We start from the raw sequence: 16,427 nt of genomic DNA, 5'->3' as shown, positions 1-16,427 counted from the left end.
ATAAATTACCGATGACGGCATGCTTTTAAAGCTGCCGTCATCTAATATATCTTGTTTGATATTTTACCATTCTGGTCAACAATAACTTTTTGTTCCTCGAGTAATTTCTTCAATTCAATTTTATAAAAGAATTTTTTACCCTCTTCATAACGATCTACATCATCAATTCTGAATCCTTTATAGTTTTGTTTAAGGGTATTCAACACCGCTGCCGGTAATTCTGAGGAACGAAGTTCTTTTTTATGTTTAACAATGCCTCCTTTACTGGTTAACCAAAGTTCATGATCTCTTCTGGCTATGTCAAATTCGACATTATATAAGTCGCCTTTTCTTTCCCATTCTACTCTTGTAGCTTTTGGAAACGACTTGTTAAAAGCGTTTAATACAGCAGGAGGAACCTCACTAACGGTTATATCCTGAGCGTAGGATAAGCCAGAAATAAGCAGGCAAACCGCAAACAGTAGTATCTTTTTCATAATAAGTTGAATTAGTGTTTTAACTATAACAAAGGAAAAGGGAAAATCTCCTGAGAAAATGAAAAAAAGTTATTCAAATACTATAGCAAGATGCTAAATTATAGTTTAGCCGTTCTTAGGGCATTTATTTTGTTGATGATCTGAAGGTTAGATTCCTGCTCTGTACTAATCAATTCTTTAAGTGAAATATGATCCAATAACTGATCAACAGATAACTGGATCATTTGCCATAAAGAACGCACAGAACAATCTACAGAGTTGGTGCATAGTTTTAATGATCCGGAGTAGTCCTCACAGAACTTATTGCTGTATAGAGAACCGCCAAGCACCTTCATCACCTGATTAATGTTTATGTCTTCGGCAGGCTTAGCTAAAATATAGCCCCCCTTATTACCTGGTGTACTGTTTATGTAACCCGCAAGACGAAGCGTACGGGTAAGCTTGGCCACATAGGCAGCAGAAAGTCCCTCTGCGTCGCTAATCATAGGAATGCTTGCTCCTTCTTTATCACCATGTCGGGCTATGTGGAGTAGTATCCTTAAGCCATATTCTTCCTGAGCAGTAATTTTCATTGTTCTTATTATTACATCATTCCTAATTCGAACCGTGCTGTTTCCGACATCATGTCTCTGTTCCAGGCAGGTTCCCAGGTTACAATTACAGTAACCTCATTTACACCTTCAATTTCTTTTACCTTTTGCTCTACTTCTAAAGGGATAGATTGTGCAGCAGGGCATCCGGGAGCGGTAAGCGTCATCACAATCTGCACGTTGTTTAGCGGAGGCAATATCTCTGTTTCATAGATAAGCCCCAGTTCATAAATACTTACAGGAATTTCAGGATCGTAAATGGTTTGTAAACAATCGATCACTTTCTGCTTTAATTCTTCTTTATCCATGACCTTTTAATTTATTTATGATCAGTTTTTTGACTGTTAATCGCCTGAAAAGCGATAGCGTAATTTTTCATTTGTTTTATCATTGACAGTAAACCGTTAGAACGGGTCTGTGCCAAATGGGTCATCATGCCGATCTCTCTTATAAAATCCAATCGGGCGTCAATAATTTCAGTAGGGGTATGGCCAGATAGTACATTTATAAGCATACTGATCAAACCTTTTACAATTATTGCATCACTATCGGCCTTAAAAAATACACGGCCATCATTATAGGAGGCCACCAGCCACACGGTACTCTGGCATCCCTTTATTTTGTTTTCATCAAGCTTATGCTCATCCTCCAGAACAGGCAACTTTTTGCCCATATCAATAATGTACTCGTACTTGTCTTCCCATGAATCAAACAATGCAAAGTCCTCAATTATCTCTTTTTCTATTTCATGTATCGGCTTAATATTCATTATGAAAGCATTTTTATGGTTTTATGCAAACCTGTAATCAGTGCATCTATTTCTTCTTTTTGGTTGTAAAGGGCAAAGGATGCTCTTATAGTGCCCGGAATGCCAAAGCGTGCCATTAACGGCTGTGTGCAATGATGTCCTGTTCTAACTGCAATTCCTTGATTGTCCAGCAAAACGCCAACATCCTGAGGGTGTACACCTTTAATAATAAAAGAGATCAGGCTTACCTTTTCTTTGGCATTGCCAATAATTTTAAGACCCGGAATGGCTTGGAATTGAGCTGTAGCATAAGCAAGTAATTCTTCTTCATGGGCTCTTATAGTAGCTTTTCCGGTTTCTTTAATAAAATCTAGTGCTGCTTTTAATGCAATGGTATCGGCTATGTTTGGTGTACCTGCTTCATATTTATAAGGCAGATCATTATAGGTAGTTTTTTCGAAGGTAACTTCCTTGATCATCTCGCCGCCACCTTGAAAAACAGGCATGCTTTCGAGCAACTCTTTCTTACCGTAAAGCACACCAACACCTGTTGGCCCATATACTTTATGACCAGAGAAAGCGAAAAAATCGCAATCCATTTCATGTACATTGATATCAAGATGTACAGCTGACTGTGCACCATCTATCAATACTTTAGCACCAACCTGATGTGCTCCTTCAATGATCTCTTTAATCGGGTTAACTGTACCTAATGAGTTTGAAACATGAACAACAGAAACCAACTTGGTTTTGCTGCTAAGCAAAGCTTTGTAGGTATCCATTTCAAGCTCGCCATTATCGTTAACAGGAATAACTTTTAAAACAGCACCTTTTTCTTCGCAAAGTATTTGCCATGGAACGATGTTAGAATGGTGCTCCATGCCAGAAATAATAATCTCATCGCCCGTTCCTATGTTTTGCCGGCCCCAGGTATATGCAACCAGGTTAATCCCTTCTGTAGTGCCTCTTGTAAAGATGATTTCTTCTTCAGATACTGCACCTATAAACTCTTGTGCAGTACGACGGGTAGCCTCATAAGCCATAGTGGCTTCTTCTGCAAGGGTATGGATACCTCTGTGTATGTTGGCATTGTAATGCGTGTAATAATGTGTAAGCGCATCAATAACCACTTGCGGTTTTTGAGAAGTGGCAGCATTGTCAAAATACACCAAAGGTTTGCCCTTAACCATGCGGTTAAGTATTGGGAACTGCTGTCTGAGATCTAAAATGGCCATGTTATTGAATTGCTAAATGTTCATAGATAAGTTTAGATACGTAAGAACGTAAAGGTTCCGGCTTGATCTGGTCAACGATATCAGCAGCAAAAGCTTGTAGTAAAAGCACTTCAGCGCTTTCTTTTGGAATGCCCCTTGCCCTCAGATAAAACATTGCTTCTTCATCTAACTGACCTATGGTGCAACCATGTGAGCATTTAACGTCATCTGCAAAAATCTCTAGCTGCGGTTTTGTATTTATGGTTGCATTCTCTGATAGCAGGATGTTCTTGTTGCTCTGGTAAGCATTGGTTTTTTGTGCATCGGGTTGAACCATAATGCGGCCATTAAAAACGGCCGTAGAGGTATCGTCAGCAATTCCTTTGTATAATTGATTGCTAAAGCAATTTGGTTTTAAATTGTCTATCAGTGTATGGTTATCAGCATGGCTTTTACCTTTTAACAGGTACAAACCATAAAGATGGGTTTCATTACCAGCGGCATCAAGCACCAGATTCATATTGTTACGTACTATGCCTCCGTTTAGTGTAATGGTTACCGTGTGTACATAGCTTCGTCCAATTTGTCTGATATGAGTGCTGCTTACCTGGCTGGCATTTGCGGTATCATTTTGAATCTTATAATACTCTACATATGCATTCTCTTTAACCACTACTTCCATTACCTGGTTGTTAAAACTGTCTGACGCACCAAGCGTAGTATAGCTTTCGGTTATTTGTAGTCTGCTATTTTCGTCAGCCAAGACCAGACTCCTCGGTTGCGCAAGGGCCGGATTTTGCCTCGCATCTAAAATATGATAGCAATAGACAGGATGTTCTGGTTCTTTGCCCTTTAAGACATGAACGAAAACACCACCATTGATAAAAGAAGTATTTAAGGCATGAATGCCATCGTTTAAGTAATTACTGCTTTGGTTTAAGTGTGCAGCGACTATTTCTTTATATTCTCCCTTAGCAGCTTCTTCAAGGGGCAATACTACAAGGTCTGTGGTGCCGGAACGGATGGTAGAAAGGTTAGCTATAAAGCGTCCATTTACAAACACTAGCTCATTTGCTTGTTTGTAGCCCGGTAATCTGATAGTGTTCACATCCGCCAAAGTAATTGTGGAGTTTTCTGCTATTAGATATTCTTTGTCGAACAGGCTACTTACGTTTGTATATTTCCAGTCTTCATCGCGATATGTTGGAACGCCATCTTTAGTGAATGCATCAAATCCATTCTGCCTCAAATCGGCAATTGTGTCATTCGGATTTGCTTCCTGCAGCTGTTCAAACTGATCTTTAAAATAAGTTATATTGTTCATTGTAAAGTCTTTTAAATTGACTGCTATTGATTGGCAGCTAAATCAACCTCATCAGTGATGAAGTCGTATCCTTTTTCTTCCAGTTCAAGCGCCAGTTCTTTAGTGCCCGATTTAACAATGCGGCCATTGTAAAGTACATGTACATAATCTGGCTGGATATAATCAAGCAAACGTTGATAGTGGGTGATCAGCAATATTGCGCGATCGGGGCTTCTGAGCTTGTTGATGCCATTTGCAACTATGCGAAGTGCATCAATGTCCAGGCCTGAATCAGTCTCGTCCATGATTGCGAGTTTGGGTTCAAGCATAGCCATTTGGAAAACCTCGTTACGTTTTTTCTCTCCACCAGAAAAACCTTCGTTGATGGAACGGCTCAATAAACGCTGATCTATTTCGACCAAAGCCATCTTTTCTTTCATCATCTTTAAAAAAGCAACGGCATCAAGAGGTTCCTGACCAAGGTATTTGCGCTTTTCATTTACAGCAGCTTTTATAAAGTTGGTGGTACTTACACCTGGTATTTCTACCGGATATTGAAAGGCAAGGAACAGACCTTCGCGAGCCCTGTCCTCGGTTGATAGTTCCAACAAGTCTTTGCCTAAGAAAGAAACGGCTCCTTCTGTAACTTCATATTCTTCTCTGCCGGCAAGTACAGAGGCAAGCGTACTTTTTCCGGAACCATTTGGGCCCATAATAGCATGTACTTCCCCTGGTTTAATATCGAGGTTAATTCCTTTTAAAATTTCTCTTCCGTCGATGTTTGCGTGTATATTCTTTACTGATAGCATAATTCTTATAATTTTTTTAACCTACACTGCCTTCCATGCTGATGGCTAGTAGTTTCTGTGCTTCAACGGCAAATTCCATTGGCAGCTGATTCATTACTTCTTTGGCAAAGCCGTTTACAATAAGAGCCACTGCGGTTTCTGCATCAATGCCTCTTTGTTTGCAATAAAAGAGCTGATCTTCTCCAATTTTTGAAGTAGTTGCTTCATGCTCTACAATTGCGGTTTTATTTTTAACTTCTATGTAAGGGAAGGTATGTGCCCCGCATTTATCGCCTAGCAGTAAAGAGTCGCACTGCGAATAATTACGTGCATTAGTGGCTTGTTTGCTGGCTCTAACCAATCCTCTGTAACTGTTTTGACTATGTCCGGCAGAGATTCCTTTAGACACTATTCTGCTCCTTGTATTTTTACCAAGGTGAATCATTTTTGTACCTGTGTCGGCCTGTTGATGGTTGTTTGTAAACGCCACCGAATAAAACTCACCTATAGAGTGATCTCCTTTTAGGATTACACTAGGATATTTCCAGGTAATTGCTGAGCCTGTTTCGACCTGTGTCCAGGAGATTTTAGAATGATCGCCCTTACACATGCCACGTTTAGTTACGAAGTTGTATATACCGCCCAAGCCATTTTTGTCGCCAGGATACCAATTTTGTACAGTTGAGTATTTGATTTCTGCCTTTGTATGGGCAACAAGTTCTACCACAGCTGCGTGCAACTGATTTTCATCACGCATCGGGGCGGTACAACCTTCCAGATAGCTTACGTAGCTTTCATCTTCGGCGATAATTAAGGTACGTTCAAACTGACCCGCATTTTCTGTATTGATGCGGAAATAGGTTGAAAGTTCCATTGGGCAACGGACTCCTTTAGGGATATAGCAGAACGAGCCATCGGTAAATACCGCAGAATTTAACGCTGCGAAATAGTTATCCGTCATAGGTACTACCGATCCAAGGTATTTTTTTACCAATTCGGGATGTAGCTGTATAGCTTCGCTGATTGAGCAAAAGATAACCCCGATTTCCGAAAGTTGTTCTTTAAATGAGGTAGCAATAGAAACGCTATCCATTACCACATCTACAGCTACTCCTGTAAGTCGTTTTTGTTCGTTCAGAGAAATCCCAAGCTTCTCAAATGTAGCCAGCAACTCCGGATCGGCCTCATCAAGGCTGTTCAGCTGCTTTTTAGGCTTAGGAGCCGCATAATATATTATATCCTGATAATTGATTATAGGGTACTTAACATTTGACCATTTTGGTTCCTCTAGCTTTAACCAGTGGTTATAAGCTTTAAGTCGCCAATCCAGCATCCATTCCGGTTCGTTCTTCTTATTCGAGATAAGTCGGATGGTGTTTTCGCTAAGGCCCTTGGCAATTACGTCTGTATCTATGTCTGTTACAAATCCGTATTTGTATTCGGTTAATACGGCCTGTTCCAGAGTATCTGGTTTTTCTTTCATGATAGCCTATATTAATTGTTGAAATATTAATATATATCAAAGATACGGGGTATTTACTATTTGTACAAAATAGTATAAACAGCGTAATGTAATAATTGACAAACAGATTAAGAATTATGACTTTACAAATTATTTGTAATTTTATGCTAACAGCTGAGTCAAACAAATAGAATGAATTGCAAACTGGTACAGCCGCCTGATTATCTTAAAAGATATGTTCGCTACTTCTGGATTTTAGAGGGCGGAAATAATGGTTGCGCACCTACAACATTTGTTGCACTTCCAGATGGGTGTCCGGGAATGATTTTTGGACAGGCAGAGGAGGGGACCTTTTCGGAATCTCATGATTACAAATTGCCGGAAGTGTTTTTATACGGACAAACAACTAAACACACGGAAATCCGTACGGCAGGAAAATTCAATACTATTGGGGTCTACTTTTATCCGGATGCAATAAAATCTATATTTGGGTTTAGTGCTGTTGAAATTACAAATACTTGTTTAGATGTAGATCTGACATCAAAAAAGACGGATTACAACTTATCAGAAAGACTTTTGAATGCCTCATCTCAGGCTCATCAAATAGAACTTATCTCAGGCTACCTGATTAATTTGATTGCTAAAAACAGGAATGTTCCTGATGATTTAACACAGCATGCCGTATCTAAAATGATCAGTTCAAATGGTAATATTACCTTAAAAGAGTTGCAACAGGATTTAAGATTATCTGAAAGAAGTTTTGAGCGGAGGTTTAACCAGCATATTGGTGTCAGTCCGAAATTGTTTTCCAGAGTATGTCGTTTTCAGGCATCTTTAAGTCAGCTGAGAAATAATAAATATAATATCCTTACAGATGTAGCTTTTGAAAATGGCTACGCCGATCAATCTCATTTTATCCGTTCTTTTAAAGAATTTACAGGATTCAGTCCTGAGCAATATCAAAAACAATCAAACGAGCTGGTTGAGAATTTTCCTGAGCTCATTAAATAGCCCATTTTTTATTTAAATAATATTTAGTGTCGGTTTTGTTCTATTCATGGTTTTGTATAGCTCATAATTTTGGTAAAAAAAGAAATTATGATAGCAATAACAGGAGCAAACGGAAACCTTGGTAAAGCAACTATAGGTTTTCTATTGAAAAAGATTAAGCCAGAGCAAATTGTGGCGATAGTAAGAGATCCAAAGAAAATGGAGGATCTAAAAAATTCAGGTATTCAAATTCGCATTGCCGATTATGATGATCTTGAATCGTTAAATGAAGCATTGAAGGGAGTTGATAAGCTATTGCAAATATCTGCAATAAGTATAGGCGATCAGGGTGTTAAAGAGGAAGCTAATGTGGTTACGGCCGCAAAACAGCAGGGCGTGCAGCATATTGTTTATACTGGTGCTGTAAAGCCAAAATTGGATGCGTACTTTATGGCAACGCAACAATGTTTGGCAACAGAAAAGGCTATTTTGGATTCAGGAATACCGCATACCTTTTTTGGCAATAGTTTGTATATGGAAACTATTCCAATATTTATTGGCGAGGCATTGGAGCATGGCAATATTTACTATCCGGCAGGTAATGGAGCCGTAAGTTTTGTGTCGCGTGTGGATATTGCTGAGGCGCTAAGTAACGTACTTGCAGGTAATGGCCATGAAAATAGGCGGTACGAAATAACGGGTTCAAAGGCTTATACTTTTAAAGATGTAGCTGCAATTTTAACAGCGGAAAGGGGGATAGAGGTTTCTTATGTGAATATCCCTAATGTTGTTTTAGCTGAAGAGCTGGATAAGTTTCAAATGCCGGATGAGCAGATAGTCTGGCAGTTGAGTTTGGCGGATAGCATTAAAGCTGATGAGTTTTCTTATGTAGATGATACACTAGAGGAATTATTGAAGCGCAAACCATTTGAGCTTAAGGAATATCTAAGAAATCTTTAGTAATTTATGGAAAAGTTAAATCGTATGATCTCGTTAACAAATATAGTATTGGTGCTTGCGGGCACCACAACTGCGCTGATGGCCGGATTGTTTTATGCCTGGTCTTGTTCAGTGAATCTGGGTTTGGCAAAGCTGTCGGATGAAGGGTATTTAACTGCAATGCAAGAAATTAACAGAGCGATATTAAATCCGGTATTCTTTGCCGGATTTTTTGGAGCATTGGTGCTATTGCCATTAAGCGCATACCTGCATTATGGTCAACCTGTTCAGCTTAAGTTCTGGTTATTGGTTGCTGCGGCTTTGTGTTACATTATAGGCACTTTTGGCGTTACTATTTTTGGTAATGTACCACTTAATAATGCATTGGATACTTTCGACCTGAAATCTGCAACTGCGGAAGCCATGAGGTTGCAAAGGAGTGGCTTCGAGAACACATGGAACTATTTAAATACCATCAGGGCCGTTGCCGCTACTATGGCCATTGTGTTGGTAATAATTGCTTGTTTGTACCCCCACGGGGCGCAAACAAGCAACTAATAATGAGAGTTGTTATATCGTTTTTGGTGTATATACTTTGATTACACCATCGTTTTCACTGCTTACTACCAATAAGCTTTTTTTGGTAGGACTATTTTTTGCAGAAATAAATAGTACTCCTTCAGGTGCATCACCACATTTTAAAAGCTGTAAGAAAACTGGTTTAACCGGATTAGTTACATCATATACTGCTACTGCATCGGCTCTTTCCATACCTACAAAGGCAACTTTTTTGGTTCCAACGGTTCCAATTGTTATTCCTTCGGGCTCAACACTTTTGTCGTCGCTTCTGCCATCATCATATGTGTTGTTAGTGGCGCATTTAGCATCCAACTCATTTTTGCTGTCGAAAATCTGACTTCCATTATTACCATTCCAAACACTAAACGAACGGGATCCTAATGAATATAATGCATCGAAAACTCCATCACCATTAGCATCTCCCAGGGTTGTTGTAATGTTTAAACGACCAAGTTTACCATCTTTTCTTAATTCGGCAGCATTTGGGAAAGCTGTAGGATCAAGCACAATATCCTTTACTCTTTTTATTTCTGAGAAGGCATCATATTCTCTTGCATCACCTTCGTTGGCAGTAAATAAGTATGGAGTTCCGTTTTGCTCAAGTACGGCAATAGCATCTGGCATATAAATGCCCTTTACAGGCCATTTTGCGGGAGCAAAGCCACTGTCTTTATCGCTCGGATCTATTTCGTTACCGTCAGTATTGTAATCTTTAAAACCAAGCGGGAATATATTAGTGATGGTTTTAGAAGCGATATCGATTTTAGCTATTGCATTGTTCTCTTGTAAAGTAACCCATGCAGTTTTTGAATCGTCAGAAACTGTAATGTATTCGGGCTCTATATCATTTACAAAGCTTTTGCCCATGCCAAAGATTCTGAACCCTTTGGTTGTTAATGCAGCTTGTTGACCTATCATAGACGAGAAGTCGATGGTTGTTACCGCGTAATTGTCATTAACAGATATTATTGAGATTGTACCAGCCGGATCACTTGTATAATCGGTATCAGGTTCTCCTTCATTTGCGGTTAAAATGTATTTTCCATCAGGAGAAAAGGTAACCATATCTGGCAACGCACCTACATTAATTTCACTGATTTTACTGTGGTCGGTGGTTTTAAATACGATAACCTTACCGTTTGCTTGTTTGTTGTTAGCCTGGATAGCTGCAGCTAGTTTGCCATCATGCACTGCAACACTGTTAACAGCACCTCCATATGGAGTAACACTTATAAAACCAGTGGCTTTCATATTTGATGGATTTGCAAAATCAACAACCTCAATTCTATTAACCTGATTTGGCTCGCCTTCATTTTCATTTTTTACAACAAAGAGTTTGTTTGTTGCAGGGTCAAATGCAGAGATTTCAGCTGCGCCAAGTTCTCCGATATCAAGAGATCCAATCTCAGCATAAGTGGCCGGATCTTCATTTAAAACAACCTCCTGGTCTGTTGATGGCTTCTCTTTTTTACAGCTGAGTAAACCAATTACAAGGAAACTAAATAGTAGCATTCTTTTCATGTATCGTATATGTTTAAGCAGCGAATGTATTGGTAGAAGATTACTATTGTCTAAGTATAAGATTATGTTATTGTTAAAATAATTTTAGATGTTGTCCCTATTTGGTTGTTCTGAAATGTCTTTGTTTTTAATTACGCAATCACATTTAAACAATGGAAAATCAAAAATCCACCAGACCCCTTAGAATTGCACTTTTGTTATCAGTTCTAACTTTCCTGGCTTTTGTACCAAAAGGGCAGGATCCTATTGAGAGATTAGTAGGCACATTAGAAAAATGGGTAGAAACTAATCCACAGGAAAAAGTGTATTTACATACCGATAAGCCGTATTATGCATTAGGCGATACCATTTGGTTTAAAGCCTATGTAACAGTGGGCAGCAGGCACCAGCTATCCGCTTTAAGCGGAGCAGTATATGTGGAGCTGATAAATGAAAGAGATTCAATTGAAAAATCTTTAAAGCTACCTCTTACAGCGGGCATGGCAATGGGCAATTTTGATTTAAGTGAAGAACTTAAAGAAGGGAATTATCGGATAAGGGCTTATACACAATGGATGCGAAATGCCGGCGAAGATTATTTCTATGACCGCACTTTTATGGTGGGCAGTCCGTATAGCAATGAAATTACTTCTAAAATAGATTATAAGTATAAAGTTATTGATAGCAAACCAGCAATAACTGCTCAGTTGAATTATAGTGATGATGATGGGAAAGCGATTTCGGGGAGAGTGGTTAGCTATAGGGTTGTATCAAATGGTGAAGCTGTAATCGCAAAAACTGTAAAGACTGATGCTAATGGGAATATTTATATAGATATCAAGAATGATAAGCCTGAGAACTTACGAGGAGCTTATATACAGACTACTATAGAGGCGGATAGTAAATTAAAGATTACTAAAAACTTTGCAATAAAGGCCGGCTTTTTACAAAGTGATGTTCAGTTTTTTCCAGAAGGAGGGATACTGATAAACGGAGTTGCTTCCAGAATAGGTTTTAAAGCCTTGGGGATGGATGGAAAGGGTATTCTTATTAAGGGGAGCATAATAGATGAGCAAGGTAACAGTGTTGCTGATTTTGAAAGTGAACATGCCGGGATGGGAACGTTCAAATTAAAACCCCAAGAGGGAAAAACCTATACTGCAAAAGTAAAGTATCCTGATGGTTCTGAAAGCACTATTGCTTTACCTAAAGCAGAAAATACAGGTTTTGTACTTGCAGTTTATCAACCAAGTAAGGATAGCATATTGGTGAGAGTTAATTTGTCGCCGGTAGCGGTTACACCAGTAAATGTTAGCCTTATTGCGCAGACGGGTGGAGAGACAATTTATGCTACACCCCTTAATATTACCAAATCCATGACCTCTATTTGGTTATTGAAGAAAGATTTTCCGACAGGAATAGCTCAGTTCACTTTATTTAATGAAAGTGGAGAGCCGCTAAACGAGAGAGTTGCCTTTATAAAGAACAAGGACCAGATGAAGCTGGAAATAAGCACGGCAAAGCAGAGCTACAAATCGAGAGAAAATGTGAGTGTTGGGCTACAATCTTTTAATTCAAAGGGTAAGCCGGTGGCAGGAAGTTTCTCGGTTACAGTGGTCAACGAAGATAAAGTGCCTCTGGACGAAAGTAATGAACATACAATACTATCTTCAACATTGCTTACTTCAGATATTAAAGGATACATAGAGCAACCCAATTACTATTTTACTGCTGAAAATGAGTCCGTTAATAAGGCACTAGATAACTTAATGTTGACGCAAGGCTACAGACGGTTTACCTGGAAAGAAGTTTCAAGTGGCTTGTCGGTTAAACCGAAGTTTATTGCAGAAAAATTAGGAACTGTGATCTCCGGAAAGGTAGTATCCCTTGCTAATAAACCTGTAAGTAAAGGGAAAGTAACCTTAATGTCTATGAGGGCTGGCATATTGGAAGGCACAACGACTGATACGGCCGGAAGGTTCAAATTTGATCAGGTAGTGTTAACTGATAGTGTGAAATTTAATATACAGGGACGAACCGCAAAGAACAAAAATAAAGTAGAAGTTATTCTTGACAGCATTCCTGTGCAAAAATTAAGTAAAAACAAAAACCTGCCGGATGTAAATACAGACATTACGGGTACCACTAAAGCCTATTTGGAAAATGGAAGAAAGCAGGAAGAGGTATTGGTTAAAATGGGTAAGCTGGATAGGGTGCAGAGATTACGGGAGGTAAAAATCAATGCAAGAAAAAATAGAGTTGAAAGTTATTCGCCCCAAGGTGCGCTGGTAATTCCTGAAGGGCATGCAGATCAAACCTATATCATCGAAAACCCCCAAATATGTGCAAGTTTTAGGGACTGTATTGAAGGAAGACTAAACGGGATTCAATTTAGAGAGTATAAAACAGAATACGAACGGAATATTTTTTATCCTCATTTTCTAAATACAGATTTGATCCCTCCAGTTTGGATGCCTATGCAGGTTATTTTAAATGGTCGAAAACTTAGTTTTAGTGAAGCAGCGGATATATTTGAGGGGAACTCCCTAGACGCTAAAGATGTTGCTAAAATTGAGGTTGTTAGGCAGAATGCTGCTTTAAAATCATACCTGAATGGAGCATCCTTGCTAATTACCACCTATAAATCCATGAAAACAAAATACGATCCAAGCATGGTCAATTTTTTACCAAGGGGTTTTAATAAAGCACGCGAATTTTATTCGCCAAGGTATGATCGCCCGGGTTTGAATAATCAGGTTCCTGATTTTCGTTCAACTATATATTGGAATCCTAATGTAAGAACTTTTGATGCAGGAAAAACCACTTTCGACTTTTTTAATGCAGATGGACCAGGGAATTATAAAGTGATTATTGAGGGGATTAATGCTGCCGGGGAGTTGGGCAGACAAGTTTACAGGTATAAGGTTGAGGGTGATGAATTTCAGGCTCAGCAACCACCATCGCATAGCGCAAAAGATATAGTTTCTGCATTGCAGAATTTTCATCATAAACTGCCAGAAGAAAAGGCTTACCTGCACACAGATAAGCCTTATTATAATCTTGGTGACACGATTTGGTTTAAGGCTTATTTGTTTGATCCTTCCTATTTGTCGGCTTCACAAAAAAGTGGGATATTATATGTTGAGCTTAATGATGATAGTGCTGAGGTAGTTAGAAGAATAAGTATCCCTATGAAGGAAGGTTTGGGCTGGGGACAGATTCCGCTACCTGCAAAGATTTTTCATGAAGGGGGATATACTTTACGGGCTTATACCAATTGGATGCAGAACTTTGGAGATGAATATTTGTTCAACAAACGCTTCTATTTGGGTAAGCCTAGTCAGAATACATGGCTGGTGAAATCGCAGGCAGCCGTTAATAAAGTTGCAGATAAGGATCAGGTTAAAGTAAATATTAACCTGATGCGTACAGATAAAGTTGCTGTTGGATTGCGTGATGTAGGGATTAGAGTGATGGAGGCGGATAAGCTGCTCTTTAAGGATCAATTAAGAACTACTAATGAAGGTGATCTGGCTTTGATGTTCAACCTGAAGGAAAAGGCAGATGGCAAAAATATAAGAATAGAGATTAATAGCCTGACTAAAAATGACGGAAATCAGATTCTAATTGTCCCCTTGAATATTAATCGAGAGCAAAATATTGATCTGCAATTTCTACCAGAGGGTGGAGCGCTTGTAGCGGGACTAAAATCAGTTGTTGGGTTTAAAGCACTTGCCGAAGATGGGAAAGGAGTGAGATTTGAAGGTGATGTGTATGATAGCAAAGGGAATACCATTGCCTCAATTGCGAGTTTGGTTAATGGAATGGGGTCATTTGAATTTGTACCTAAGGAGGGCGAAATATATTCAGCGAGATTAAATAGACCAATGGAAATGGATAAAAGCTATCCGTTACCTTTGGTAAAACCTGCAGGAACTAGTTTGCATGTGATTAATGATAAGCAAAGTGATTCTCTTGTAGTCAATGTAATGGCTACTCCGGGTGCCATTAATCCTGACAGTATTTATTATTTAGTAGGGACTTCCAGAGGAATAGTTTGTTACGCGGAACAGGTAGATTTTAAGAAACCAAAGCTGATTGTAGATAAAAGTAAATTTGCTACAGGCATTGCACGGTTTACATTGTTAAAAGAAAAGCAGCCTTTGAATGAACGTGTGGCATTTATTGATCATCAGGATCAGGCTAAGATTAATGTATTGCCTAATAAAATGTCCTTCTTACAAAGAGATAGTGTTGGATTATCTATAGAGGTGAAAGATGTAAATGGCAATCCTGTAGTGGGAAGTTTTTCTTTATCAGTAACCGATGATTCGCAGGTTAGAGCAGATAGTTTAGGTAATCATGATATTGAAGTCAGCCTGTTGTTAAATGCAGGGTTAAAAGGCACTGTAGAAACCCCCGGGTATTATTTCAATAAAAGGGATAAGCAAGCCTGGACAGCACTTGATAATCTTATGCTTACCCAGGGATGGACAGGGTATAAGTGGGACGATGTATTTAATGAATCCGTATCGCCTAAATTTGCTGCTGAGAAGGATTTTAGGGTGACAGGTAGAGTTACCAATATTTTGAAAAAACCGGTGTCTGGAGCTCAAATGCTAATCTCTTCACAAAAGCCATTTTTTATTACTACAGCAATAACTGATCAACAAGGAGGATTTATATTCACCGCTTTGCCCCAAATAGATTCCGGATCATTTTTTATTCAGGCGAGAACCCCAAAGGGTAGAACTATGAATTTTGGCGAAGTGGAAGTGGATCGTCAAAAGTTTCCTCCGGCCCGCGAAATGTTTCGAAATAAGATGATGCCTTGGTATGTAAATACTGACACTACCCAATTGAATTACGTCAAAAATAAAGCTATTCTATTAAAAGAGGAAAGGCTTGGTGCAAGTGGTATTGCATTAAAAGAAGTGAAAATTATAGATAAAAAGTTAATCAAGGGCTCTTTTAATCAGAATGGGCCTGGTAAAGCTGATTTGATTTTTGATGAAAAGGATATCAAAGAATCTGGTGTTATGAGTTTGTATCAATTGCTCAAGCAAAAGGTTCCCGGATTTCGGGTAATCAACGAGGATGGTTTTGCAAAGATTAAGATGAATCATTATGATGTAACTATTACCGTGGATGGAAGAGGTATACCATTATTTTATAGCGACATTCCTGATCCAAGAGTGGATGACATTAAACAGGATTTGGAGGATCTTAAAATAGCAACTTTTCGTGGTCTGGAAGTAATGTATAGCAGGAAATATACCGCTTCTTATAGTAGAGGAGGTTTTTCTGACGAAAGAAGGATTTCTGGTGTCGGAAAGGCTGATATGGCTGCTTTTGCAAGTAATTTTGGTGCTAATGGAGGGGTGATGCCTAATACCTCGAGAAGAGATATTGATGTTGCCTTTATAGAATTGACCACCTACAGTGGAGTTGGCTGGCATAGAATTAACAAACCTGATGTTGGTTACTACCGACCTCTGCCAATTATGTATCCTCAGGAATTTTACAGACCAAAGTATATTGCCGCTAATGTATCAGAGATGAATCCTGATCTTCGAGCTACCATACATTGGGAACCAAACGTTACCACCGATGCCCAGGGAAAAGCAAATGTCTCTTTTTACACCGCCGATATTCCTGGATCTTATACAATTACCATTGAAGGGAGTAATATGAACGGAGTTATTGGAAGCAGACGATATAAACTATTATTACCCAAACCAGTTAGCAAATGATTATCTCTTAATTTTTACACCTAATAAATATTCTCTTCACGATATTTTTTTATATTTATGAAATTCCAACCAACCAAACAAATTA

General features: G+C 38.8%; 13 protein-coding genes. 4 read left to right on the top strand and 9 right to left on the bottom strand.

The window, feature by feature from the left end; genetic code table 11:
- Positions 1–41 precede the first annotated feature (41 nt).
- From HQN86_RS26370 to sufB, 8 genes are all read right to left on the bottom strand, one after another.
- Positions 42–476, bottom strand: coding sequence for a PepSY-like domain-containing protein (locus HQN86_RS26370; protein WP_172663812.1), 435 nt, complete (start codon positions 474–476; stop codon positions 42–44).
- Positions 477–574: 98 nt separating this feature from the next.
- A complete protein-coding gene (locus HQN86_RS26365; protein WP_172663811.1) occupies positions 575–1,048 on the bottom strand; it encodes an RrF2 family transcriptional regulator in 474 nt (157 codons plus the stop codon).
- An 11-nt stretch (positions 1,049–1,059) separates the two neighbouring features.
- Positions 1,060–1,374 carry an iron-sulfur cluster assembly protein gene (locus tag HQN86_RS26360; RefSeq protein ID WP_068887476.1) on the bottom strand — a complete coding sequence of 105 codons (315 nt, stop codon included), beginning with the start codon at positions 1,372–1,374 and terminating at the stop codon, positions 1,060–1,062.
- A gap of 11 nt (positions 1,375–1,385) precedes the next feature.
- Positions 1,386–1,835 carry a SufE family protein gene (locus HQN86_RS26355; RefSeq protein ID WP_172663810.1) on the bottom strand — a complete coding sequence of 150 codons (450 nt, stop codon included), beginning with the start codon at positions 1,833–1,835 and terminating at the stop codon, positions 1,386–1,388.
- Positions 1,835–3,049 (bottom strand): cysteine desulfurase, encoded by a 1,215-nt coding sequence (locus HQN86_RS26350; RefSeq protein ID WP_172663809.1) that lies wholly within the window; start codon positions 3,047–3,049, stop codon positions 1,835–1,837. Before HQN86_RS26350 ends, HQN86_RS26355 begins: the two co-directional genes overlap by 1 nt.
- Position 3,050: 1 nt before the next feature.
- Positions 3,051–4,352 (bottom strand): Fe-S cluster assembly protein SufD, encoded by a 1,302-nt coding sequence (gene sufD, locus HQN86_RS26345; protein WP_172663808.1) that lies wholly within the window; start codon positions 4,350–4,352, stop codon positions 3,051–3,053.
- A 23-nt stretch (positions 4,353–4,375) separates the two neighbouring features.
- Complete coding sequence (gene sufC, locus HQN86_RS26340) at positions 4,376–5,140, bottom strand: Fe-S cluster assembly ATPase SufC (protein WP_048904523.1); 765 nt, start codon at positions 5,138–5,140, stop codon at positions 4,376–4,378.
- A gap of 16 nt (positions 5,141–5,156) precedes the next feature.
- Positions 5,157–6,602, bottom strand: coding sequence for a Fe-S cluster assembly protein SufB (gene sufB / locus HQN86_RS26335; protein ID WP_172663807.1), 1,446 nt, complete (start codon positions 6,600–6,602; stop codon positions 5,157–5,159).
- 171 nt (positions 6,603–6,773) lie between these two features.
- Between sufB and HQN86_RS26330 the strand changes: the two genes are divergently transcribed.
- From HQN86_RS26330 to HQN86_RS26320, 3 genes are all read left to right on the top strand, one after another.
- Positions 6,774–7,592 carry a helix-turn-helix domain-containing protein gene (locus HQN86_RS26330; protein WP_172663806.1) on the top strand — a complete coding sequence of 273 codons (819 nt, stop codon included), beginning with the start codon at positions 6,774–6,776 and terminating at the stop codon, positions 7,590–7,592.
- Between the two features lie 87 nt (positions 7,593–7,679).
- Positions 7,680–8,531, top strand: coding sequence for an SDR family oxidoreductase (locus tag HQN86_RS26325; RefSeq protein WP_172663805.1), 852 nt, complete (start codon positions 7,680–7,682; stop codon positions 8,529–8,531).
- A 6-nt stretch (positions 8,532–8,537) separates the two neighbouring features.
- Positions 8,538–9,068 (top strand): anthrone oxygenase family protein, encoded by a 531-nt coding sequence (locus HQN86_RS26320; RefSeq protein ID WP_172663804.1) that lies wholly within the window; start codon positions 8,538–8,540, stop codon positions 9,066–9,068.
- A 12-nt stretch (positions 9,069–9,080) separates the two neighbouring features.
- On the opposite strand, the gene HQN86_RS26315 is transcribed toward HQN86_RS26320, so the two are convergent.
- Positions 9,081–10,610: a choice-of-anchor I family protein gene (locus HQN86_RS26315; RefSeq protein ID WP_172663803.1), complete on the bottom strand. Its 1,530-nt coding sequence runs from the start codon at positions 10,608–10,610 to the stop codon at positions 9,081–9,083.
- A 152-nt stretch (positions 10,611–10,762) separates the two neighbouring features.
- On the opposite strand from HQN86_RS26315, the gene HQN86_RS26310 reads away from it, so the two are divergent.
- Positions 10,763–16,342, top strand: coding sequence for a hypothetical protein (locus tag HQN86_RS26310; protein ID WP_172663802.1), 5,580 nt, complete (start codon positions 10,763–10,765; stop codon positions 16,340–16,342).
- Positions 16,343–16,427: the final 85 nt, after the last annotated feature.

It is taken from the genome of Pedobacter panaciterrae (assembly GCF_013204795.1).
GTDB lineage: Bacteria > Bacteroidota > Bacteroidia > Sphingobacteriales > Sphingobacteriaceae > Pedobacter > Pedobacter panaciterrae.
Note: the sequence above shows the minus strand (reverse complement) of the source record. Positions and strands in the feature narration are given on the sequence as shown.